The sequence below is a fragment of the Microbacterium aureliae genome, from assembly GCF_054780155.1.
In genome coordinates this window covers 667,400-688,725 of the sequence record NZ_BAAGWW010000001.1, presented here as the reverse complement: position 1 = coordinate 688,725, position 21,326 = coordinate 667,400, and the positions used below count along the sequence as shown (strand labels likewise).

At 73.6% G+C, this 21,326-nt stretch carries 19 protein-coding genes; 14 read left to right on the top strand and 5 right to left on the bottom strand.

Translation table 11 applies throughout. The features are described from left to right. Positions 1-62: 62 nt before the first annotated feature. The 6 genes from hemE to hemL are packed head-to-tail and all read left to right on the top strand — an operon-like array spanning position 63 to position 6,344. Positions 63-1,118, top strand: a complete 1,056-nt coding sequence (hemE, locus tag ACYVF4_RS03365; RefSeq protein WP_460720752.1) for a uroporphyrinogen decarboxylase — start codon at positions 63-65, stop codon at positions 1,116-1,118. Beyond that, positions 1,108-2,385, top strand: a complete 1,278-nt coding sequence (locus ACYVF4_RS03360; protein ID WP_460719712.1) for a protoporphyrinogen/coproporphyrinogen oxidase — start codon at positions 1,108-1,110, stop codon at positions 2,383-2,385. Before hemE ends, ACYVF4_RS03360 begins: the two co-directional genes overlap by 11 nt. Then, a complete protein-coding gene (hemQ, locus tag ACYVF4_RS03355) occupies positions 2,382-3,062 on the top strand; it encodes a hydrogen peroxide-dependent heme synthase (RefSeq protein WP_460719710.1) in 681 nt (226 codons plus the stop codon). The genes ACYVF4_RS03360 and hemQ overlap by 4 nt, the downstream gene beginning before the upstream one ends. After that, positions 3,059-4,015 (top strand): hydroxymethylbilane synthase, encoded by a 957-nt coding sequence (gene hemC, locus ACYVF4_RS03350; RefSeq protein WP_460719708.1) that lies wholly within the window; start codon positions 3,059-3,061, stop codon positions 4,013-4,015. The genes hemQ and hemC overlap by 4 nt, the downstream gene beginning before the upstream one ends. Continuing rightward, entirely contained in the window at positions 4,012-4,998 is a 987-nt protein-coding gene (gene hemB / locus ACYVF4_RS03345; protein ID WP_460719706.1) for a porphobilinogen synthase, read from the top strand. Before hemC ends, hemB begins: the two co-directional genes overlap by 4 nt. After that, complete coding sequence (gene hemL, locus ACYVF4_RS03340) at positions 4,995-6,344, top strand: glutamate-1-semialdehyde 2,1-aminomutase (protein ID WP_460719704.1); 1,350 nt, start codon at positions 4,995-4,997, stop codon at positions 6,342-6,344. Before hemB ends, hemL begins: the two co-directional genes overlap by 4 nt. Before the next feature lie 7 nt (positions 6,345-6,351). Here hemL and ACYVF4_RS03335 read toward each other — a convergent pair whose 3' ends face one another. Next, positions 6,352-7,947, bottom strand: coding sequence for a dolichyl-phosphate-mannose--protein mannosyltransferase (locus ACYVF4_RS03335; RefSeq protein ID WP_460719702.1), 1,596 nt, complete (start codon positions 7,945-7,947; stop codon positions 6,352-6,354). A 134-nt stretch (positions 7,948-8,081) separates the two neighbouring features. On the opposite strand from ACYVF4_RS03335, the gene ACYVF4_RS03330 reads away from it, so the two are divergent. After that, a complete protein-coding gene (locus tag ACYVF4_RS03330; protein WP_460719700.1) occupies positions 8,082-8,606 on the top strand; it encodes a MarR family winged helix-turn-helix transcriptional regulator in 525 nt (174 codons plus the stop codon). 8 nt (positions 8,607-8,614) lie between these two features. On the opposite strand, the gene ACYVF4_RS03325 is transcribed toward ACYVF4_RS03330, so the two are convergent. Next, positions 8,615-8,953 (bottom strand): hypothetical protein, encoded by a 339-nt coding sequence (locus ACYVF4_RS03325; protein ID WP_460719698.1) that lies wholly within the window; start codon positions 8,951-8,953, stop codon positions 8,615-8,617. A gap of 138 nt (positions 8,954-9,091) precedes the next feature. Here ACYVF4_RS03325 and rsmI point away from each other — a divergent pair, with 138 nt between their 5' ends. The 3 genes from rsmI (at position 9,092) to ACYVF4_RS03310 (ending at position 12,432) form a co-directional block, all read left to right on the top strand. Continuing rightward, on the top strand, positions 9,092-9,904 hold the full coding sequence (rsmI, locus tag ACYVF4_RS03320) for a 16S rRNA (cytidine(1402)-2'-O)-methyltransferase (RefSeq protein ID WP_460719696.1): 813 nt from the start codon (positions 9,092-9,094) through the stop codon (positions 9,902-9,904). A gap of 61 nt (positions 9,905-9,965) precedes the next feature. Further along, entirely contained in the window at positions 9,966-11,543 is a 1,578-nt protein-coding gene (metG, locus tag ACYVF4_RS03315) for a methionine--tRNA ligase (protein ID WP_460719694.1), read from the top strand. Between the two features lie 4 nt (positions 11,544-11,547). Next, positions 11,548-12,432, top strand: coding sequence for a TatD family hydrolase (locus ACYVF4_RS03310; RefSeq protein WP_460719692.1), 885 nt, complete (start codon positions 11,548-11,550; stop codon positions 12,430-12,432). A gap of 39 nt (positions 12,433-12,471) precedes the next feature. Here the strand turns inward: ACYVF4_RS03310 and ACYVF4_RS03305 are convergent, their stop codons facing one another. Together ACYVF4_RS03305 and ACYVF4_RS03300 are read right to left on the bottom strand one after the other, a co-directional pair. Beyond that, positions 12,472-13,779 carry an MFS transporter gene (locus ACYVF4_RS03305; RefSeq protein WP_460719690.1) on the bottom strand — a complete coding sequence of 436 codons (1,308 nt, stop codon included), beginning with the start codon at positions 13,777-13,779 and terminating at the stop codon, positions 12,472-12,474. 61 nt (positions 13,780-13,840) lie between these two features. Further along, positions 13,841-15,250: a sugar porter family MFS transporter gene (locus ACYVF4_RS03300; protein ID WP_460719688.1), complete on the bottom strand. Its 1,410-nt coding sequence runs from the start codon at positions 15,248-15,250 to the stop codon at positions 13,841-13,843. 130 nt (positions 15,251-15,380) lie between these two features. On the opposite strand from ACYVF4_RS03300, the gene rsmA reads away from it, so the two are divergent. Both rsmA and ACYVF4_RS03290 read left to right on the top strand, forming a co-directional pair. Further along, a complete protein-coding gene (gene rsmA / locus ACYVF4_RS03295; RefSeq protein ID WP_460719686.1) occupies positions 15,381-16,226 on the top strand; it encodes a 16S rRNA (adenine(1518)-N(6)/adenine(1519)-N(6))-dimethyltransferase RsmA in 846 nt (281 codons plus the stop codon). Positions 16,227-16,342: 116 nt separating this feature from the next. After that, positions 16,343-17,266 (top strand): phosphodiesterase, encoded by a 924-nt coding sequence (locus ACYVF4_RS03290; RefSeq protein WP_460719684.1) that lies wholly within the window; start codon positions 16,343-16,345, stop codon positions 17,264-17,266. Here ACYVF4_RS03290 and ACYVF4_RS03285 read toward each other — a convergent pair. Continuing rightward, positions 17,214-18,800, bottom strand: coding sequence for a stealth conserved region 3 domain-containing protein (locus tag ACYVF4_RS03285; RefSeq protein ID WP_460719683.1), 1,587 nt, complete (start codon positions 18,798-18,800; stop codon positions 17,214-17,216). The genes ACYVF4_RS03290 and ACYVF4_RS03285 overlap by 53 nt on opposite strands. Before the next feature lie 159 nt (positions 18,801-18,959). Here ACYVF4_RS03285 and ACYVF4_RS03280 point away from each other — a divergent pair, with 159 nt between their 5' ends. Together ACYVF4_RS03280 and ACYVF4_RS03275 are read left to right on the top strand one after the other, a co-directional pair. After that, positions 18,960-19,889 carry a 4-(cytidine 5'-diphospho)-2-C-methyl-D-erythritol kinase gene (locus ACYVF4_RS03280; protein ID WP_460719681.1) on the top strand — a complete coding sequence of 310 codons (930 nt, stop codon included), beginning with the start codon at positions 18,960-18,962 and terminating at the stop codon, positions 19,887-19,889. Between the two features lie 16 nt (positions 19,890-19,905). Beyond that, on the top strand, positions 19,906-21,255 hold the full coding sequence (locus ACYVF4_RS03275; protein WP_460719679.1) for a GNAT family N-acetyltransferase: 1,350 nt from the start codon (positions 19,906-19,908) through the stop codon (positions 21,253-21,255). Positions 21,256-21,326: the final 71 nt, after the last annotated feature.

Genomic DNA, 21,326 nt, shown 5'->3' with positions numbered 1-21,326 from the left:
CGTCGTTCCCGAGAGCTTCACCGAGGCGGGCCGCGTAGCCTTGACGCGTGCCTTCGACCCTGATCGCCCTTCCTGCCGACCACCCGCTCTCGCAGGGACGCACGACCTCCTCCCCGCTCGTCCGCGCCGCGCGCGGCGACCGCCCCGAGACGCTGCCGGTGTGGTTCATGCGCCAGGCCGGACGCTCGCTGCCCGAATACCGCGCATCCCGTGCCGGGATCGACATGCTCGACGCGTGCCTGGACCCCGCGCTGGCCGCCGAGATCACGCTCCAGCCCGTCCGCCGCCACGGGGTGGACGCCGCGGTGTTCTTCAGCGACATCGTCGTGCCCGTGCTCCTCGCCGGCGTCGACGTGACGATCGTCCCCGGCCGCGGCCCGGTCGTCGCCGAGCCCGTGCGCACGGCATCCGATGTCCTTCGCCTTCGCCCCCTCGAGCCCGAGGCGCTCGCGCCCATCGCCGAGGCGGTCGCGATCGTCGCCCGCGAACTCGGCGACCGCCCCGTCATCGGCTTCGGCGGGGCGCCGTACACCCTCGCCAGCTACCTGGTCGAGGGCGGTCCCTCGAAGGACCAGCTGCGCACGCGCGCGCTCATGCGCACCGACCCGCAGACGTGGGCGGCGCTGCTGAACTGGTGCGCCGACGTCACCGGCGCGTTCCTCAAGGCGCAGGTGCTCGCCGGCGCCAGCGTCGTGCAGCTGTTCGACTCGTGGGCGGGGTCGCTCTCGCGGGAAGACTACGTGCGCCGCGTCAGCCCCCACTCCCGCCGCGCGTTCGACAGCCTGCGGGGGCTGGACGTGCCCCGCATCCACTTCGGGCTCGGCCTCGGCGACGTCCTCGACGTCCTCCCCGGCATCGGCGCCGACGTCGTCGGGGTCGACTGGCGCCTGCCGCTGGACGAGGCCAACCGGCGCCTGGGCGGCACGGTGCCGCTGCAGGGCAACATCGACGCCGCCTTCCTCACGGCGCCGTGGCCGCTCATCGAGCGTCACGTGCGCGACGTCGTCGAGCGCGGCGCCGAGGCACCCGCCCACATCGTCAACCTCGGCCACGGCGTGCCGCCCGAGACCGACCCGGACGTCCTCACCCGCATCGTGGACCTCGTGCATGGCCTCTGAGGTCCTCATCGCGGGCGCGGGCGTCGGCGGGCTCGTCCTCGCCCGCCGGCTCGCGCTCGCCGGACGCCGCGTGCGGGTCTTCGACCGCGCGGGCGCGCCCGGCGGCCAGGTGAGCGCGATCCGCGTCGGGGGAGTGGACCTCGACGCCGCCGCGGAGTCCTTCGCCACGCGCGGCGGCACCATCGCTGCGCTGGCGGGCGAACTCGGACTCGCGGACGACATCGTCGCGCCCGCCCCCGTGCCCGCGTGGCTCCACGGGGCGGACGGCACTGCCGTGCCCCTGCCGGCCACGGGCATCCTCGGCATCCCGGCCGATCCCGCCGCCCGCGACGTCGCCCGCGTGATCGGCAGGGCCGCGTCCCTCCGCGCGCGGCTCGACCCGCTGCTGCCGGCCGAGGTGGGGCAGGATGCCGAGTCCCTCGGCGCCCTCGTCCGCGCCCGCATGGGGGCCGGGGTCGTCGACGGCCTCGTCGGGCCCGTCGTCCGCGGCGTCCACTCCGCCGACGCCGACGTCGTCCCCGTCGACACCGCCGTGCCGGGCCTGCGCGCCCGCGTCCTCGAGCACGGGTCGCTGTCGGCCGCCGTCGCCGCGCTGCGGGCCTCGGCGCCCGCCGGCAGTCAGGTCGCCGGCATCCGCGGCGGAATGAACCGCCTCGCCGCCGCCCTCGCCGCCGACGCCGAGCGCGCGGGCGTCCGCATCGAGACCGGCGCCGAGATCTCGCGCGTCGACGCCGGCGCGCTCGTCGTCGACGGCGCCACGGTGCGCGGCGAGGTCGTGCGGGCAATGCCGGACCCGGGTTCGGTGCCCGGCCGCGTGCTCACCCTCGTCACCCTGATCCTCGACGCGCCGGGCCTCGACCGCGCACCCCGCGGCACCGGCATCCTGGTCGCCGGCGACGCCCCCCGGGTCGCCGCCCGCGCGCTCACCCACCTCACCGCGAAGTGGGAGTGGGTCGCCGAGGCCTTCGCCGGCCGTCACGCCGTCAGGCTGTCGTACGACGGCGAGCCCGAGGACGCGCTCGCCCTGGCCGCCCGCGACCTCGGCGAACTGCTGCGCGTGCCGATCGTCGAGATCGAGGATGCCGTTTCGGTGAGCTGGCGCCGCGCCGAACGGCAGCCGGCCGGGGGGAACCGCACCGTCGGCGAGACCGCCGCCGGCACGGGGCTCGCCGCCGTCGTGGCCCACGCCGAACGAACCGCCCGGGAACTTCTCGGGACGTCACCGGAGAGTCCGGCCGCCGCCGGACGGGAGAGGATGGAACCGTGACCCACAACGCCGCCGCCGCACCTGACGAGACGCGCCCCGTCGACCACTTCACCCTCTTCGCCGTGCTGCGCCGCGACCCGCACGCCGCCGAGCCCGGGGCCGCGGCACCCCTCGCCGATGTCGTCGCGGACGTGCCCAGCCTGCGCGGCATTTACGACGTGTCGGGCCTGCGCGCCGACGCCGACCTGCTGCTGTGGCTCACCGGGCACACCGCCGACGGCCTGCAGGCGGACCTGCGGGCCCTCCGCCGCTCGCGCGAGCTCGCGCCCCTGCTGCCGACGTGGAACGCCATGGGCGTGCACCGCGAGGCGGAGTTCAGCCGCGACCACGCCCCCGCCTTCTCGCGCGGACTGCCCCCCAAGGAATGGGTGACGGTGTACCCGTTCGTCCGCAGCTACGAGTGGTACGTGCTGCCGGCCGAGGAGCGCGGCGAGATGCTGCGCGAGCACGGCCTGAAGGGCCGGGACTACCCGCAGGTGCAGTCCAACACCGTCGCGAGCTTCGCCCTCGGCGACTACGAGTGGCTGCTGGCCCTCGAAGCTGCCGACCCGGTGGAGCTGGTCGACCTGATGCGCTATCTGCGCGCCACCGAGGCCCGCCGCCACGTGCGCGAAGAGGTGCCGTTCTTCACCGGCCGCCTCATTCCCGCCGGCGAGGTCGCCGAGGTGCTGCGGTGACCGAGCGAGGGTTGCGGATCGGCACGCGCGGCAGCGCGCTGGCCACCGCGCAGGCGGGCACCGTCGCCGAAGCGCTCGGCGGCGAGCTCGTCATCATCCAGTCCGAAGGGGATCGCACCACCGAGTCGCTGGCCTCGCTCGGCGGTGCCGGCGTGTTCGCCGCGGCCCTGCGCGACGCGCTGCTGGCGGGCGAGGTGGATGCCGTCGTGCACTCCTTCAAGGACCTGCCGACCGCCCCGATCCCCGGGCTGTCGATCGCGGCCGTGCCGCAGCGCGCCGACGCGCGCGACGCGCTGTGCGCGCGGGACGGCCTGACCCTCGACGAGCTGCCCGAGGGAGCCCGCGTCGGGACCGGGTCGCCGCGCCGCCGCGCGCAGCTCGCCGCCCGCCGCCCCGACCTCGAGCTCGTCGACATCCGCGGCAACATCGACACGCGCCTGGCCCGCGTCGGCGCCGCCGACGAGGACCGGCGCCTGGACGCCGTCGTGCTGGCCGCGGCGGGGCTCGCGCGCCTGGGCCGCACCGACGCCGTCACCGAGTACTTCGACCTCGACCGCTGGCCGACCGCGCCGGCGCAGGGCGCGCTCGCCGTCGAGACGCGCACCGGCGACGAGCGGCTCGCCGCGCGCATCGACCACGCCGCCACGCGCCTGGCCGCCGACGCCGAGCGCGGCGTCCTCGCCCGCCTCGAAGCAGGCTGCGCCGCCCCTGTCGGCGCCCGCGGATTCGTCGAGGACGGCATGCTCTTCCTCACCGCGCGCGTCTACCGCGTCGACGGCAGCGCGCGCCTGACCAGCTCGCACGCGGCGGTCCTCGACGACGACTCCGCGCTCGAGCTCGCCGAACGCGTCGCCGAGGAGCTGCTGGCCGCCGGCGCCGCCGACCTGGCACCGCTCGGCGCCTCGTCCGCCGCCCGGCACCACAGCGCCCCGCAGAAGGAGACCGAGCGATGACCGCATCCTTCCCCGCCGTCCGCGCCCGCCGGCTGCGCGCGGCGCCCGCGTGGCGGCGGCTGACGCGGGAGACCCGGCTGGATGCCGGACAGCTCGTCCTGCCGATGTTCGTGCGCGAGGGGGCCGAGGCGGCGATCCCGATCGGCTCCATGCCGGGGGTCGTCCAGCATTCCCTCGAGACCCTCAAGGCGGAGCTGCATCGTGCCGCGGCCGCCGGCATCGGCGGCGTCATGCTGTTCGGCGTCCCCGAGCACAAGGACGCCGCCGGCAGCGGCGCGACCGCGGCCGACGGCATCCTGAACGTCGCCACCGAGATCGCCGCGGCCGAGGTCGGCGGCGACCTCGTCGTGCAGACGGACCTGTGCCTGGACGAGTTCACCGACCACGGCCACTGCGGCGTGCTGGACGAGGCCGGCCGCGTCGACAACGACGCCACCCTCGAGCGGTACCGTGACATGGCGCTCGCTCAGGCGGCGTCGGGATCGCAGCTGCTCGGACTGTCGGGGATGATGGACGGCCAGACCGCGGTGGTCCGGGCGGCGCTGGACGACGCCGGCTACGGCGACGTGGCGCTGCTGGCCTATGCCGCGAAGTACGCCTCGGCGTTCTACGGCCCCTTCCGCGAAGCCGTGCAGTCCTCGCTGCAGGGCGACCGCCGCACGTATCAGCTCGACCCCGCCAACCGGCGCGAGGGCGCCCGCGAGGTCGCCCTCGACGTGGCCGAGGGCGCGGACATCGTGATGGTCAAGCCCGCCATGAGCTACCTCGACGTCCTCGCCGACGCCGCCGCGACGAGCCCCGTGCCGGTGTGGGCGTACCAGGTCAGCGGCGAGTACGCCATGATCGAGGCCGCCGCCGCCCATGGCTGGATCGACCGCGAGCGCGCGATCGACGAGTCCCTCGTCGGCATCGTCCGCGCCGGCGCCGACGCCGTGCTCACCTACTGGGCGATCGAGGTCGCCGAAAGGATCGCCCGCGCATGACCGTGCTCACCAACGACCTCGCCGCCGCCCGCGCCCGCGCCGTCATCCCCGGAGGGGTCAATTCGCCCGTCCGCGCGTTCGGCTCGGTGGGCGGGACGCCGCTGTCGATCGTCGGGGCCTCGGGTCCCCGTGTGCGGGATGTCACCGGCCGCGAGTACGTCGACCTCGTGGCGTCGTGGGGCCCGGCGCTCCTCGGCCACGCCCACCCGGGGGTCGTCGAGGCGGTGCAGCGCGCGGCGGCGAACGGCCTGTCGTTCGGGGCGTCCACGCCCCCCGAGACCGAGCTCGCCGAAGCCGTCATCGACCGGCTGACGATCGAAGGCGTGCGGGGGATCGAGCGGCTGCGCATGGTGTCCACCGGCACCGAGGCGACCATGACCGCGATCCGGATCGCGCGCGGCGCGACCTCGCGCGACGTGATCGTCAAGTTCGCCGGCCACTACCACGGCCACTCCGACGGGCTGCTCGCCGAGTCCGGCTCGGGCGTCGCGACGCTCGGGCTTCCGGGGTCGGCAGGGGTGCCGGCCGACATCGCCGCCCTCACCCTCGTGCTGCCCTACAACGACCGCGACGCCGTCCGCGCCGCGTTCGCCGCCCACCCGGGCCGCATCGCGGCGATCATCACCGAGGCCGCCGGCGCCAACGCCGGCGTGCTCGTCCCCGACACCGGCTTCAACCGCTTCCTGCACGACGAGGCGCACGCGCACGGTGCGCTCCTCATCGTCGACGAGGTGCTCACCGGCTTCCGCGTGGGCCCTGCCGGCTGGTGGGGCCTGGAGCGCGGCGGCGTCGTCGCGGGCGCGGCCGAGGGCGACTGGATCCCCGATCTTGTCACCTTCGGCAAGGTCATCGGCGGCGGCATGCCCCTGGCCGGGATCGGCGGCCGCGCCGACCTCATGGAGCTGCTGGCCCCCCTCGGGCCGGTGTACCAGGCCGGAACCCTCAGCGGCAATCCGCTGGCCGTGGCCGCCGGCATCGCGACCCTGCAGCTGGCCGACGCCGAGGTGTATCGCCGGGTGGATGCCGCGGCCGCCGTCGTCCGCGAGGCGCTCGCGCGCGCGCTCGAGGCCGAGGGCGTCCCGCACGTGATCTCGCGGGCCGGGAGCCTGTTCTCGGTCGCGTTCCGCGAGGGCGCCGTGCGCACCTACGACGACGCGCGCGATCAGGACGCGTGGCGTTACCCGCCCTTCTTCCACGCGATGCTCGGGGCGGGGGTCTCGCTGCCGCCGAGCGTATTCGAGGCGTGGTTCCTCACCGCGGCGCACGACGACGACGCCCTGGGTGTCGTGCTCGACGCCCTGCCGCGCGCCGCGCGCGCCGCGGCATCCGCCACGGCGCCCGCGTAGCGGCCGGCTACGCCCAGCCGGGCATCCAGATGTGGGCGTGCCAGAAGTCGTACGGCACAGTCAGCGCCGTGACGACCGGGTACCAGAACGCCGACAGCAGGACGACCACCCCGAGGAACACCCACACCAGACGCTGACCGGTGAGCCGGCGGTGGTCCTCGGCGTGCCGGGGACCGGCGATGTCACGCAGCGCGAAGACGACCGCCAGCACCACGAAGGGCAGCATCAGCACGGTGTAGAACTGGAAGATCGTGCGGTCCGGGTACAGCAGCCACGGCCCGTAGGTGACCGCGACGCCGGTGAGCACGAGGGCGTGGCGGGCGTCGCGCGCGACGATGAACCGGCAGAGCAGGTAGACCACCGCGGCCATCCCGGCATACCACAGCAGCGGGTTGGGCATGCTGGCGATCGCCCGCGAGCAGCCGTTGGCGAACTCGCAGCCGTTCTCGCCGAGCGCGTCCTGGGCGAAGTAGACCCCCGTCGGGCGCAGCAGCAGCGGCCACTGCCACGCGGGGCTGGCATAGGCGTGCTCGGAGGTGATGTTGGCCGCCGAGGCGTACATCGTCTGGTGGTGCAGCCACAGGCTCTGCAGCGGCAGAGGCACCCACGACCAGAAGCCGGTCGCCGGTGACGCGTCGGCGGCGTGCCGCCCATAGCCGCCGTCGGTGACGAGCCAGCCCGTCCACGACACGACGTACACCACCACCGCGATCGGGACGAGCAGCACGAAGGTCGCCGCGCCCTGGCGGACGGCATCCGTCGGCCAGAGCACGACGCCCGCCCGCCGGCGCGCGAGCGCGTCGGTGACGACGAGGTAGACCCCGAGGCCGGCGAGCACCCACGCACCCGACCACTTCACCCCGGACGCGGCGCCGAGGCTCACCCCGGCGGCGAGGATCCACGGCCGGTTCCACAGCACCGGGCCCCAGTTCGGCGGGCCCCCTGTGCCGGCGCGGGCCGCGACGCCGCGTACGACGCGCTGCGCGGTGCGCTCCCGATCCAGCGCGACGAACAGGAACGCCAGCAGCACGAAGAACGTCAGGGCGGTGTCCAGCAGCGCTACCCGGCTCATCGAGATCGCCAGGCCGTCGATGGCCAGCAGCCCGCCCGCGATGAGAGCGGCGTCGGCGGAGCCGGTCAGCCGCCGCGCGAGCAGGATGAGCACCAGCACCGTGGCCGCGCCGAGGAGGGCGGTGGTCACGCGCCACCCCCAGCCGGTCTCGGGGCCGAAGGCCAGCATCCCGAGCGCGATGATCCACTTGCCCAGCGGAGGATGGACGACGAAGGCCGGATCGGCCGTGAACACGTTGTAGTCCCCGGCGAGGAAGCGCTCGTTCGCGCCCTCGGGCCACGCGCCTTCGTATCCCAGCTGCGACAGGCTCCAGGCGTCCTTGACGTAGAACGTCTCGTCGAACTGGTACATCAGGTCGTGCGGATGGGCCAGGTTGAACAGCCGCAGCGCCGCCGCCACCAGCACCACCACCGCTGGTCCCAGCCAGTCGTACAGGCGACGTGCGCGGTCGTCCGCGGCCAGGCGCGCGCGCCAGCGTTCGTACACCGACAGCCGCGTCTGCGGGACGAGCGGTTCGGTCGCGACGGTCACCCGATCAGCCTACGGTCCGGGCCCGCGGCGTTTCGCGGGCATGCGGCGACGCTGCGGGGGCAGCGGGCGACGGGCGACGTGTGCCGCCGGCATCCGATGAGAGCCCCTGCGGCGGCCCGGACTAGTATGCGCCTGTGGAAGACAGCGGCTACTGGTACGGCACGGGCGTGGACGCCCAGCGCCGGCGCGCGGTGTCGCTGCTGCAGGCGTTCCGCCGCTACCGCGTCGCGGAGCAGCAGATGCGGCAGCGCACACGGGCGTCGATGGCGATGGGCGACAACGACCTGGCGGCGCTGCGCCATCTGGTGCGCGCCGAGTCCGAGGGCCGCAGCGTCACCCCGTCGGAGCTCACCCGCATCCTCGGCGTCACGACGGCGTCGATGACCGCGATGATCGACCGGCTCGAGCGGTCGGGTCACGTCCGCCGCGCCCCGCATCCGCGCGATCGGCGCAGCATCACCGTCGCCCCCACCGAGACGGCGCACGAGGACGTCCGCCGCACGCTCGGCGCCATGCACGAGCGCATGCTCGAGGCGGTCATCGAGATGGATGCCGACGACATCCGCACCGTCACCGCATGCCTCGAGCGGCTGCAGCTGGCCATCGAGCGCGCGGATGACATCGAGCGCGCGGATGACGCGACCGTCCCCACGGCGTGAGGCGGCGGTCAGACGAACAGCACGGCGGCGGTCAGGGCCAGCGCCGACGTGACCGCGCCGGCCACCGTGGCCACGGCGAAGGCGGTGCGCTCGGCGGCCTCGCCGAGTCCCCGGCGCGGGCGACGGATGCCGGTGAGCGCGGACTTCGCCTCGCGCAGCGTGTCGAAGCGACCCACTCCCGCACCGCGGGCGTCGATGGCGACGTAGCCCCCCGCGACCTTCTGGATGCGGCCGGCGGCGGTCGAGCCGTCGCGGCCCACCAGGACGCCGCGCTCCGTGCGGTCCCAGCGGATGCCGCTGAGGACCGAGGTCAGGGACGTGTCGTGCAGGGTCGCCGTCATCGCCATGGTGAAGTTCTCCAGGTTCTTTCGGAAAAACGTGCTCCCCCGTTCTATGCGGCGGCGTGACGAGAAGTCGGCCATTGACGGATCGCCGAGGTTCTGATAGCTGTAGCGCACGCGTGGTGCTCGCCTAGGCTGGCAGATGTGCTGATCCTCGCCGCCACGCCCATCGGCAACCTCGGCGACGCCTCGCGCCGTCTGATCCAGACGCTGCAGGACGCCGCGGTCGTCGCCGCCGAGGACACCCGCACGACGCAGCGTCTGCTCGCCGGGCTCGGGATCGACAACCGGCCGCGGCTGATGGCCCTGCACGACCACAACGAGAAGGACCGCGCCGCCGAGCTCGCCGAGCTCGCGCGCGAGCAGGACGTCGTGCTCCTGAGCGACGCCGGCATGCCGACGGTGAGCGACCCCGGATACGGCGTCGTCGCCGCCGCGGCGGCGGCCGGCGTGCAGGTGACCGCGCTGCCGGGTCCGAGCGCGGTGCTGACCGCCCTCGCGGTCTCGGCCCTTCCCACCGACCGCTTCACGTTCGAGGGGTTCCTGCCGCGGAAGCCCGGCGAGCGCCGCAGCGCCCTGACAGAGCTCGCCGCCGAGCCGCGCACCATGGTGTTCTTCGAGTCGCCCACGCGCCTGGCCGACACGCTGGCCGCGATGGCCGAGGCGTTCGGCCCCGGGCGCCGTGCGGCGGTGTGCCGCGAGCTGACGAAGCTGCACGAAGAGGTCGCCCGCGGCACGCTGGCCGAGCTGGGGGAGTGGGCCGCCGACCGGGTGCGCGGCGAGATCGTGGTCGTCGTCGCCGGCGCCGAGGCGCGGCGGGTGCCGCTCGCCGACGCCGTCGCCCAGGTGCGGCAGCTCGTCGACCAGGGCGCCAGGCGCAAGGATGCCGCCGCCGAGGTCGCCGGCCACACCGGCCACTCCGCGCGCGAGCTCTACCAGCAGACGCTCGGCTCGTGAGGTGCCCGGGCGCCGCCGTCACACGGCGAGGGGCCCCGCGCGGCCGAACTAGAATCACCTGGTGACTTCCGGCCGCTCCTTCTACATCACGACGCCGATCTACTACCCCAGCGACGTACCCCACATCGGCCACGGCTACACGACCGTGGCGGTGGACACGCTCGCCCGCTGGCACCGCCAGTCCGGCGACGACACGTGGATGCTGACGGGCACCGACGAGCACGGCCAGAAGATGCTGCGCGCGGCCGCCGCCAACGGCGCGACGCCCCAGGAATGGGTCGACAAGCTGGTCAGCGAGTCGTGGTTCCCGGTGCTGGAGACCCTCGACGTCCGCAACGACGACTTCATCCGCACGACGCAGCCGCGACACGAGGAGCGCGTGCGCGAGTTCGTGCAGGCCATCCACGACCGCGGATACATCTACGCCGGCGAGTTCGAGGCGCTGTACTGCGTGGGCTGCGAGGAGTTCAAGACCGAGGCCGAGATCGTGGACGGCACCGGGCCCTTCGAGGGCCTGAAGGTCTGCGCGATCCACTCCAAGCCGCTGGAGCTGCTGCAGGAGAAGAACTACTTCTTCAAGCTGAGCGAGTTCCAGGACCGGCTGCTCGAGCTGTACCGCACGGTGCCCGACTTCATCCGCCCCGACTCGGCACGCAACGAGGTCGTGTCGTTCGTGAAGAACGGCCTGAAGGACCTGTCGATCTCGCGCTCGACGTTCGACTGGGGCATCAAGGTGCCGTGGGACGAGTCGCACGTCATCTACGTGTGGGTCGACGCGCTGCTGAACTACGCCACGGCCATCGGCTACGGCACCGACCCCGAGCAGTTCGCCCGGCGCTGGCCGGCGTACCACGTCGTGGGCAAGGACATCCTGCGCTTCCACGCGGTCATCTGGCCGGCGATGTTGATGGCCGCCGGCGTCGAGGCGCCCCGCGGGGTGTTCGCGCACGGCTGGCTGCTGGTCGGCGGCGAGAAGATGTCGAAGTCCAAGCTCACCGGCATCGCCCCCACCGAGATCACCGACGTGTTCGGCTCGGACGCCTACCGGTTCTACTTCCTGTCGGCGATCGCCTTCGGCCATGACGGCTCCTTCTCGTGGGAGGACCTGTCCGCCCGCTACCAGGCCGAGCTCGCCAACGGCTTCGGGAACCTCGCCTCGCGCACGATCGCGATGATCCAGCGCTACTTCGACGGGGTGGTCCCGGCATCCGTCTCGCCGACCGAGGCGGACCTCGCTATCCAGCGCACCGTCGCCGATGCCGCGTCGGCCGCGGATGCCGCCATCGAGCGCTTCCGCATCGACGAGGCCATCTCGGCGGTGTGGACGATCGTCGACGAGCTCAACGGCTACATCACCGAGAACGAGCCGTGGGCCCTCGCCAAGGACGACGCGCAGCGCGAGCGCCTGGGGACGGTGCTGTACACCGCCGCCGAAGGCCTGCGGGCCCTCGCGGTGCTGCTGTCGCCGGTGATGCCGCAGGCCACCGCGAAGCTGTGGCAGGCACTCGGGGTTCAGACGGCGCTCGGCGCCCTCGAGGACCAGCCGATCCGCGAGGCGGGGACGTGGGGGCAGCTGCCGGCGGGAGCGGTCGTCGAGACGCTCGCACCGCTGTTCCCGCGTGTCGAGCAGCCCGCCTGACCCGATGACCGACCCGTCGCAGTACGTCCGCACCCGCTCGCAGGACGGGCGCGGAGACGTCCGGTGGCCCGCAGCTCCCGAGCCCCTCGCCGTCGCGGTCTACGACAACCACGCCCACCTTGAGATCGAGGACGGCGACGAGCCGCTCTCGCTCGTCGAGCAGCTGGACCGCGCCGCCGCCGTCGGCGTGGCCGGGGTGGTGCAGGCGGGCGGCGACATCGAGTCCAGCCGCTGGTCGGCGTGGGCCGCCCAAGCGCATCCGCGTGTCCTCGCCGCCGTCGCAATCCACCCGAACGAGGCGCCGCTGTACGCCGCGGCGGGGCGCCTGGACGAGGCGATCGCCGTCATCGACTCCCTCGCCGCGCAGCCGCGCGTGCGGGCGATCGGCGAGACCGGGCTGGACTTCTTCCGCACCGACGCGGACGGCCTGCCGGCGCAGCACGAGAGCTTCGAGGCGCACATCGCCCTCGCCAAGACGCACGCCCTGGCGATGCAGATCCACGACCGGGACGCCCACGACGCCGTCCTCGAGACCCTCGAGCGCGTCGGCGCCCCGGATCGCACGGTGTTCCACTGCTTCTCGGGGGACGAGCACATGGCGCGGATCGCCGCCGAGCGCGGGTACTACCTGTCCTTCGCCGGCAACGTCACCTTCAAGAACGCGCAGAACCTGCGGGACGCCCTGGCCGTCACACCGCGCGAGCGCATCCTGGTCGAGACCGACGCGCCGTTCCTGACGCCGACGCCGCACCGCGGGCGTCCGAACGCGCCCTACCTGATCCCGGTGACGCTGCGCTTCATCGCCACCGAGCTCGGCGCCGATCTCGACGAGCTGTGCGCACAGGTCGCCGCCAACACCCTCGCCGTCTACGGGGACTTCGACAGCTGATCCGGACGCCGGTGCCCGCGGCCCCGGTCGCCGCGGGCGTCAGTCCCGCAGCGGTCGCCCGCCGTCACCGGGTTCGCCGTCCGCGGCGATCTGCTCGGCCGCGTCCGCATCCAGCACCGGCCGGGCGGCGGCGATGTGCGAGATCGAGCGCCACACCAGCGCGAGGGTGAGCGCGGACCCGGCGAAGGCGAACCACCACGGCGCGGTCAGTCCGTAGAGCTGGGCGAGGATGCCGCCGAGGAACTGCCCGATCACCAGGCCGCCGAAGACGCCCACCATGTTGACCGAGGCGATGCGCCCCTGCAGCTCCATGGGCACCAGGCGCTGGCGCACCGTCGTCGAGATCGTCGCCCAGATGAAGGCGTACAGACCGAAGCCGAACATGATCACGAACGCCGCCCACGCGACCGTCGTGAGGGCGAACGCGAGGTGCATGAGCACCTCGAGCGACAGGCACACGCGCATGAGCGTCGCGAACGACACCCCCTTCTCGAGCCGGCCGAAGACGAGGATCGCGATCATGCCGCCTAGCGCCGACGCCGTCGTCAGGGCGCCGTAGCCGACGGCCCCCATCTGCAGCCGCTCGGTCGCGTACAGCACGAGGACCCCCCAGGGGGCCGCCCACGTGACGTTGAAGACGAGGATGATGACGATGAGGGTGCGCACCGGCGCGTTGCCCCGCAGCCACCGCAGTCCTTCGCGCACCGCGGCGGCCTTGGACTCCCTCGGGCGCCCGCCCTCGCCCGACGGCGCGGGAGTGCGGGCGATGCGCGAGATCAGGAGCACGGCCAGCGACACGCAGAGCACCTGCAGCAGGAACGGCCAGAACGATCCGAGCGCGAACAGGAACGCGCCCAGGGGCGGGCCGGCCAGCTGGTTGGCGACGAGGTGGCCCGCCTGCATCCGCGCGTTGCCGACGCCGAGATCGGCGGGCCGCACGAGCATCGGCAGCAGCGTGCTGCCGGCGGAGTCGGCGAAGACTTCGGCGGTGCCGTACAGGAACGCCGTCGCCAGCACGAGCCACACCGTCGCGTGCCCCGTCAGCAGGAAGACGCACAGGGCCAGCACCACCACGGCGCGGACGCCGTTGGCGAGCATCACCAGCCGGCGGCGGTCGTGGTGGTCGGCGACGGCTCCGGCCAGCAGCCCGAACAGCAGCCACGGCAGGAACTGCATCATCGCGCCCGCCGCGACCAGCAGCGGCGACGGGGTCAGCGACGCGATCAGCAGCGGCGAGGCGGCCAGCGCGATGCCGTCGCCGATGTTGCTCGTCCACGACGAGGCCAGCAGCCAGCGGAAGTCGGTGCCGAGGCGCCGCGGGGCGATGAGCTGACCGAGCGAGGGCATCAGGCAATCCTAGGACCGCCCGCCCCCACGACAAGAAGCGGGGCGGTCCGCGGATGCCGGATCAGTCGCGCATCGACTCCAGCGTCGCGCCCTTCGTCTCGCGGACGAACCGCAGGACGAAGAAGATCGCGGTGAAGGCGAAGAACGTGTACACGCCGTAGGCGAGTCCGAGCCCCACCGAGGCCAGGGCGGGGAAGGTGGTCGAGATCACGAAGTTGGCGGCCCACTGCGCGGCCGCGGCGACCGAGAGGGCCACGGCGCGGATCTTGTTGCTGAACATCTCGCCCAGCAGCACCCACACCACCGGACCCCACGAGGCGCCGAAGAACACGACGTACAGGTTCGCCGCGATGAGCGCGGTCGTGCCGGCGGCACCCTCGAGCACGGGCTGGCCGTCGACGACGGTGGCGTTGGCGAAGATGAAGGCGAGGGTCCCCAGGCACAGGAACTGGCCGATGGCGCCCACCAGCAGCAGGGGCCGGCGCCCGACGCGGTCGATGAGCAGGATCGCCACGACGGTGGTGGCGATGTTGGTCACCGAGGTGATGACGGTGATCGTCAGGGCGTCCTGCTCGGTGAAGCCGACCGCCTGCCACAGCACGGTGGAGTAGTAGAAGATCACGTTGATGCCGGTGAACTGCTGCAGCACCGACAATCCGATGCCGACCCACACGATGGGCAGCAGGCCGAAGCTCGATCCCCGCAGGATGCGGAAGCGGGGGCGGTCGGGCTTGCCCTCGACGGTGCGGATGATGTCGGTCGTGGTCTTCTCGACGTCGCCGCCGACGTAGCGGGTGAGGACGTCGCGCGCCCGGGTCATCTCGCCCTTGGCGATGAGGTAGCGCGGCGACTCGGGGATCGTCAGCGCGAGCAGGCCGTAGAGCAGGGCGGGGATGAGTTCGGACAGGAACATCCAGCGCCACGCCTCGAGGCCGAACAGCCACGCGTTGACGGCGCTGCCGGCGGCGGCGACGATCGCGGCGTCGGTCAGCAGGGCGACGAAGATGCCGATGACGATCGCCATCTGCTGAAGCGAGCCCAGCCGGCCGCGGTAGGCGGGGGGAGCGACCTCGGCGATGTAGGCCGGCGCGATCACCGAGGCGGCGCCGACGCCCAGGCCGCCGACGATCCGCCAGAAGGACAGATCCCAGATCCCGAAGGCGAAACCGCAGCCGAGGGCGCTGATGATGAACAGGACCGCCGCGATCACCATGACGCGGATGCGGCCGTACCGGTCGGCGATGCGCCCGGCGAACCACGCGCCGATCGCGCAGCCGATGAGGGCCGAGGCGACCGAGAAGCCCAGCAGGAAGTCGCCCACGCCGAACTGGTCGCCGATCGCCCCGACGGCGCCGTTGATGACGGCGGTGTCGAAACCGAACAGGAAGCCGCCCAGGGCTGCCGTCGCGGCGACGAGGATGACGCGGGCCAGCGGTACAGAGACGTCGGCGTTCGAAGTCGGTGCGCTCAACGGGTCCTCCTCGATCCGGGATGGTTCTCGAGCGGCGCGTGCTCGACCCTTCACCCTGTCGGCGCCCGACGGGGGTGTCAAGCCAGCGCGCCGTCGATGGGCCCAGGCCGCCGCGGCTACGCTGAAACCCATGCCCGTGACCCTGCTCGGCGCCTCCGAGATCCGCGCCCTCGCCGCCGAACTGGACGTCACCCCCACCAAGAAGCTCGGGCAGAACTTCGTCGTCGACGCCAACACCGTCCGCAAGATCGTCCAGGTCGCCGGCGTCCTCCCGGGCGAGCGCGTCGTCGAGGTGGGTCCGGGTCTGGGGTCGCTGACCCTGGCGATCCTCGAGACGGGCGCCGTCGTCACCGCCGTCGAGATCGACCGCCGGCTCGCCGAGCGGCTGCCGGCGACCGCGGCCGCCCACGGCGTCGAGGCCGGGGCGCTCACCGTCGTCGACGCCGACGCGCTGCGCGTCACCGACCTTCCCGGCGAGCCGACGGTCCTGGTGGCGAACCTGCCCTACAACGTCAGCGTCCCGGTGCTGCTGCACTTCCTCGAGACATTCCCGGGGCTCCAGCGCGGAGTCGTGATGGTGCAGGCCGAGGTCGGGGAGCGCCTGGCGGCCCCGCCCGGGTCGAAGGTGTACGGCGCGCCGAGCGTCAAGGCCGCCTGGTACGGGCCGTGGCGCCTGGCGGGCGTGGTCTCGCGTCAGGTGTTCTGGCCGGTGCCGAACGTCGACAGCGTGCTGGTCGGCTTCCGGCGCGATCCGCAGCCGAGGGGCGACGAGACGCTTCGCCGTCGCACGTTCGCCATCGTGGATGCCGCCTTCCAGCAGCGACGCAAGATGCTGCGGCAGGCGCTGGCCGGGGTCCTCGGCGGCACGGCGGCCGAGGCGTCCCGCGTGCTCGAGGCGGCCGGGGTGGCCCCCACCGCGCGCGGCGAGGAGCTGCGCATCGACGACTTCGTCCGGGTGGCCGCGACCGCCCCGTGAGGACGATCGTCAGGCATCGTTCGGGCATCGTTCACCGCGTCGCGGCCCTCGGGTACGAAACACGCCGGTAACATTTCGGGTGCCTCGTCTCGACCGCGAGGCGAGGAGGCGAGCTCGTGCGCACCCCCGAACACCCGGCCCCCGAACGGGTCCTGCTGCATGTCAGCGACACCCACCTGCGCGGCGGCGGATCTCGACTGTTCGACCTCATCGACGGCGCCGAACGCCTGGAGCGGGCGCTGGCGGCGATCGAGGCCACCGGCATCCGCCCCGATGCCCTCGTCTTCACCGGTGACCTCGCCGACCTCGGCGAGCCCGAGGCCTACGCGGCGCTGCGCGACCGCGTCGAGCCCGTCGCCGCGCGCCTGGGCACCCGGCTGGTGTGGGTCATGGGCAACCACGACGACCGCACCGCGTTCCGGCGGGCGCTGTGGGACGAGCCCGCGGCGGACCCCACCGCCCCCGTCGACCGGGTCGACGAGCTGGACGGACTGCGCCTCATCACGCTGGACACGTCCGTCCCCGGCCACCACCACGGCGAGGTGACCCCCGCCCAGCGGGAGTGGCTGCGGGGGGAGCTGTCCACGCCCGCCCCTCTCGGCACGGTGCTGGCGATGCACCACCCGCCGGTGCCGAGCGTGCTGCCGCTGGCGGCCAGCGTCGAGCTGCATCAGCAGCGGGCGTTCGCCGACGTGCTGCGCGGCACGGACGTGCGCGCCATCATCGCCGGCCACCTGCACTATTCCACGTTCGCCACGTTCGCCGGCATCCCGGTCTCGGTCGCGTCGTCCACGTGCTACGCGCAGGATCTGACGGTCCCCACCGGCGGCACCCGCCCGCAGGACGGCGCGCAGGCGTTCAACCTCGTGCACGTCTACGCCGACACCGTGGTGCACTCGGTGGTGCCCGTCGACGCCCCGCACACGCTGGAGCACATCGACGCCCGCGAGGCGCGACGCCGCCTCGCCGACGCCGGCGTACGCGCGGTCAGCGACCGCCGGCGGGATGCACCGACCGAGCCGATCGCTCTGCTGCGCTGAGCTCGGCCTTCTCCCACGGCGCGCGCACCGGGAACATCCGCTCGAGGGCGGACTTCAGCGCCCGCACGCGCAGCTCCTCGGGCACCTCGGACTCGCCGCCGTCGTTGAGGCAGAACATGTCCACGTCGGTGCGGGTCGTCAGCCGCTCCATGCGGCGCAGCGACGCCGCCAGGGTCGTCTGGATGTACTCCACGCGCGGGCGCCGGGTCGTCACCGCCTGTCCCGTCATCAGGGCGTAGTAGTGGTAAAGGCTGTTGGTGACCGAGATGTCGCCGGCGCTTCGGAAGCGGGATGCCGCGGTGCGGGCGAAGTCGTCGGGGAAGGCGGCCTCGAGCTCGGCCATCACGCTGCGTCGCAGCGGAGCCGCGCAGTGCTCGAGGTCGCGCACGATGCTGCGTCCGAAGCGGTCGCGCAGGAGCGCGCGGTTCACGCGCAGCCCGTTGTCGTGGCCGCTGCGGTGCGCGGCCGGCGCACCCGGGCCGATCCGCACGCCGCACTCGACGAACTTCGTCACGCCCGCCGCGGTGAAGAACAGCTCCGGCTCGACCAGGCGCCCGAAGAACATGTCGTCGTTGGAGTACAGGAAGTGCTCGGCGATGCCGGGGATGCGGTGCAGCTGCGCCTCGACGGCGTGGGAGTTGTGCGTGGGCAGCACGCCCGGGTCGGCGAAGAACTCCTCGCTGCGGACGATCGTGACCTTCGGGTGATCGGCCAGCCACGCCGGCGCGGGGGAGTCGGTGGCGATGAAGATGCGCCGCACCCACGGGGCGTACATGTGGACGCTGCGCAGCGCGTAGCGCAGCTCGTCGACGTGACGGTAGCGGGCGGGCCCGTCGTCACCCTCGCCGACGACGTACTCGGCCATCTGTGCGGCGCGCTGCCGCTGGAACTCGCTGGACGACCCGTCGACCCACGAGAAGACGAGGTCGACCTCGCCCGTGAACTCGTCCGGCTGGGGATCGAACATGCCCTCGATGGTCCGCCACGTGCGGCCGTAGCGCTCCACCTCGGTGTAGGCCAGGTCCGCCGCGGCGGTCGTGCGGCGCAGCAGCGCGTTGGCGGCAGGAGCCTCGACGACGGCGTCGCCGACGCTCCAGAACTCCACGCGCGCGCCCATCGACGCGCCGTAGCGGACGTGCCCGCCGGGGGTGACGCGCGGCGTGAAGTAGCGCAGGAGTGCGGGACCGGTGCCGTCGGGGTCGGCATCCGAGGCGAGCACCGCGGCGCGGCGCTTGGCCTTGACGTACAGCGGGTGCTCGGCGCAGGCGCCGGCGAGCGCGGCGACGGCGGCGGGACGGTCGGCGACGTCGACCACGAGGGCGGGGACCGTGCGATCGTGACGGATCAGCAGGAAGGGGACCCCGGCGTCTTCGAGGGTGCGGGCGACCAGCAGCAGATCGGTCGTCCGCGCCTCTTCGGGGCTCACGGTGTCGTGCACCAGATGGAGGATGCCGCCCACCAGGGCGATGTCGGAGCGCTCGAGCAGGGCGGTCCCGGGATTCTGCTGCGGCGGCAGAGCGGACAGAACGGTCACGGCACCCTCCTTTCCCGGCCGCACGGTGCCGCCGGTGAACACTCCAGAGTACGCCGGGACTGTTACAGGGCGGTTACCCGGGCGATAGCCTCGGGGGATGACCGTCCTCCCGTGCTGCCGCCCCGCCGTCGCCGAGCCGCAGGAGCGGGGCGAGGGCCGGTGATCCCCTCGCTCGTCGGCGACCGGGTCCATGTGCGGGCCCCCGGCAAGCTCAACGTCTTCTTCGAGGTCGGCGACGCGCAGGACGACGGCTACCACGACGTCGCGTCGGCCTACCAGGCGGTGTCGCTGTACGAGGACGTGTGGGCCGAGCCCGCGGTGGACTTCACCCTCTCGGTCACCGGCAAGGTCGACGTCTCGGGGGTCCCCACCGACGACCGCAACCTCGCGCTGCGCGCCGCGCGCCTGGTCGCCCAGCGCATCGGGCACGTCGGCGGCGTCCACCTCGACATCGTCAAGACGGTGCCGGTCGCCGGCGGCATGGGCGGCGGGTCTGCGGATGCCGCGGCCGCCCTCGTCGCGTGCGACGCGCTGTGGGGGGCCGACCTGGGGGCCGCCGAGCTGCAGCGCCTGGCCGCCAAGCTCGGCGCGGACGTGCCCTTCGCGCTGATGGGCGGCACCGCCGTCGGCACCGGCCGCGGCGACCAGCTGAGCCCCGCCCTCGCGCAGGGCCGGTTCGAGTGGGTCGTGGTGACCCGCGGCGACGGGCTCTCGACGCCCGAGGTGTACGCGCACCTGGACCGCCTGCGCGCCCGGCCCGACATCGCCCCCGCCCGCCGCGCGCCCGAGGTCGACCCCGGCGTCCTGCAGGCCCTGCGCGCCGGCGACGCGGTCGCCCTCGCCGCCTGTACGCGCAACGACCTGCAGGCCGCGGCGGTGTCGCTGCGGCCCGAGCTGCAGACCGTGCTCGACCTGGGAAGCGACGCCGGAGCGCTCGCCGGGTTCGTCTCGGGATCGGGCCCGACCCTGGCGTTCCTGTGCGCGGACCAGGCCGGCGCCCTCGACCTGCAGGTGACGCTGTCCGCGGCCGGTCACACCGCGCTGCACGTCCACGGACCGGTGCCGGGCGCCCGCGTGCGGCATCCGTGAAGCGAGAGGAACCCCGATGACCACCGACTCCGCCGCCCTCACGGCCGACGGCGCCTCGCGCGCGGCCTGGCTGGCCCACGCCCTCGACGACACCTCGTCCGAACGGCTGGCCGCGCACGGGCTTGACTACCGCCGCGTCGACGTGCGGGAGCCGGCATCCTTCGATCCGTGGCTGCAGGCGGTGGCGCGCGGGTTCCTCGACGGCGAACGCTCGCCCGAGCAGCTCGCCGCCATCCGGGAGCGCAGCGGCTACCGCCGCGCGACCGGGGTGTTCGACCCCACCGGACCGGTGCCCGAGATGCCCGTGGGCACGATCGCGTCGTGGATCGGCGAGCTGACCCTGCCCGGCGAGGCCGGCATCCCCTCGTGCGCCATCTCGGCCGTGACGGTCGCCCCCACCCACCGCCGCCGGGGGATCGCCCGGGCGATGCTCGAGGGCGAGCTGCGCGCGGCGGCCGCTGCGGGTGCTCCGATGGCGATGCTCACGGTGAGCGAGTCGACCCTCTACGGCCGCTACGGGTTCGCTCCCGCCGCCGCCGCGGCATCCTGGACCCTCGACGTCAAGCGCGCGTCGTGGATCGGGCCCGCCGCGCCGGGCCGCGTCGACTTCATCCCGCGCGAGCGGCTGCGCGCGCTCATCCCCGCCGTCCACGACGGCGTGCGGCTGCGCACCGCGGGCGAGATCGACGTGCCCGCCGGCCATTGGGACGCCTTCGCCCGCACTCGGCCCGACATGAAGGACGCCGGCGACGTCCGCGCGATCCAGTACGCCGACGAGGCAGGCGAGGTGCGGGGTCTCGCGCTGTACACCGTCAAGGGCAACGACGACGACTTCACGAAGTCCACCGTGACGGTGGAGTACCTCGTCGCCGACGGCGATGACGCCTATGCCGCGCTGTGGCGCTTCTTCGTCGAGCTCGACCTCGTCGGCGAGGTGCACGCCCACCAGCTCTCGATCGACGAGCCGCTGTGGTGGATGATCTCGGACCAGCGCGCGGCGACCATCACCGTCGCCGACCACCAGTACGTCCGGATCCTCGACATCCCCCGCGCCCTGTCGCAGCGGCGGTTCGGCGCGCCGGGACGCATCCGGCTCGAGGTCGGCGACCCGCTCGGGCTCGCGTCGGGCAGCTACCTGCTCGAGGCCGACACCGACGGGCGGGCGAGCATCGAGCGGGTGACACCGGATGCCGCCGGGGCGGGCTCGACCCTCACCCTCGGCGTGGCCGAGCTCGCGGCGATCTCGCTCGGGGGAGTGTCGGTGGCGACGCTCGCTGCGGCCGGCCGCGTCCGCGCGTCCGACCCGGAGCCGGCCGCGCGGGTGTTCGGCTGGCACACGTCGCCGCGCCTGAGCTTCTGGTACTGACCGGCGGGTCAGGGTAGCGCCCGCCGGCGGGCGGGTGCAATATCCCGCCGTGATCGCCGGGGCGTCCCCGG

Coding starts and splice junctions, on each gene's coding strand:
- ACYVF4_RS03360 (WP_460719712.1), top strand. CDS start 1,108: ATGGCCTCTGAGGTCCTCATCGCGGGCGCGGGCGTCGGCGGGCTCGTC.
- hemB (WP_460719706.1), top strand. CDS start 4,012: ATGACCGCATCCTTCCCCGCCGTCCGCGCCCGCCGGCTGCGCGCGGCG.
- hemL (WP_460719704.1), top strand. CDS start 4,995: ATGACCGTGCTCACCAACGACCTCGCCGCCGCCCGCGCCCGCGCCGTC.
- ACYVF4_RS03325 (WP_460719698.1), bottom strand. CDS start 8,953: ATGGCGATGACGGCGACCCTGCACGACACGTCCCTGACCTCGGTCCTC.
- ACYVF4_RS03310 (WP_460719692.1), top strand. CDS start 11,548: ATGACCGACCCGTCGCAGTACGTCCGCACCCGCTCGCAGGACGGGCGC.
- ACYVF4_RS03305 (WP_460719690.1), bottom strand. CDS start 13,779: ATGCCCTCGCTCGGTCAGCTCATCGCCCCGCGGCGCCTCGGCACCGAC.
- rsmA (WP_460719686.1), top strand. CDS start 15,381: ATGCCCGTGACCCTGCTCGGCGCCTCCGAGATCCGCGCCCTCGCCGCC.
- ACYVF4_RS03275 (WP_460719679.1), top strand. CDS start 19,906: ATGACCACCGACTCCGCCGCCCTCACGGCCGACGGCGCCTCGCGCGCG.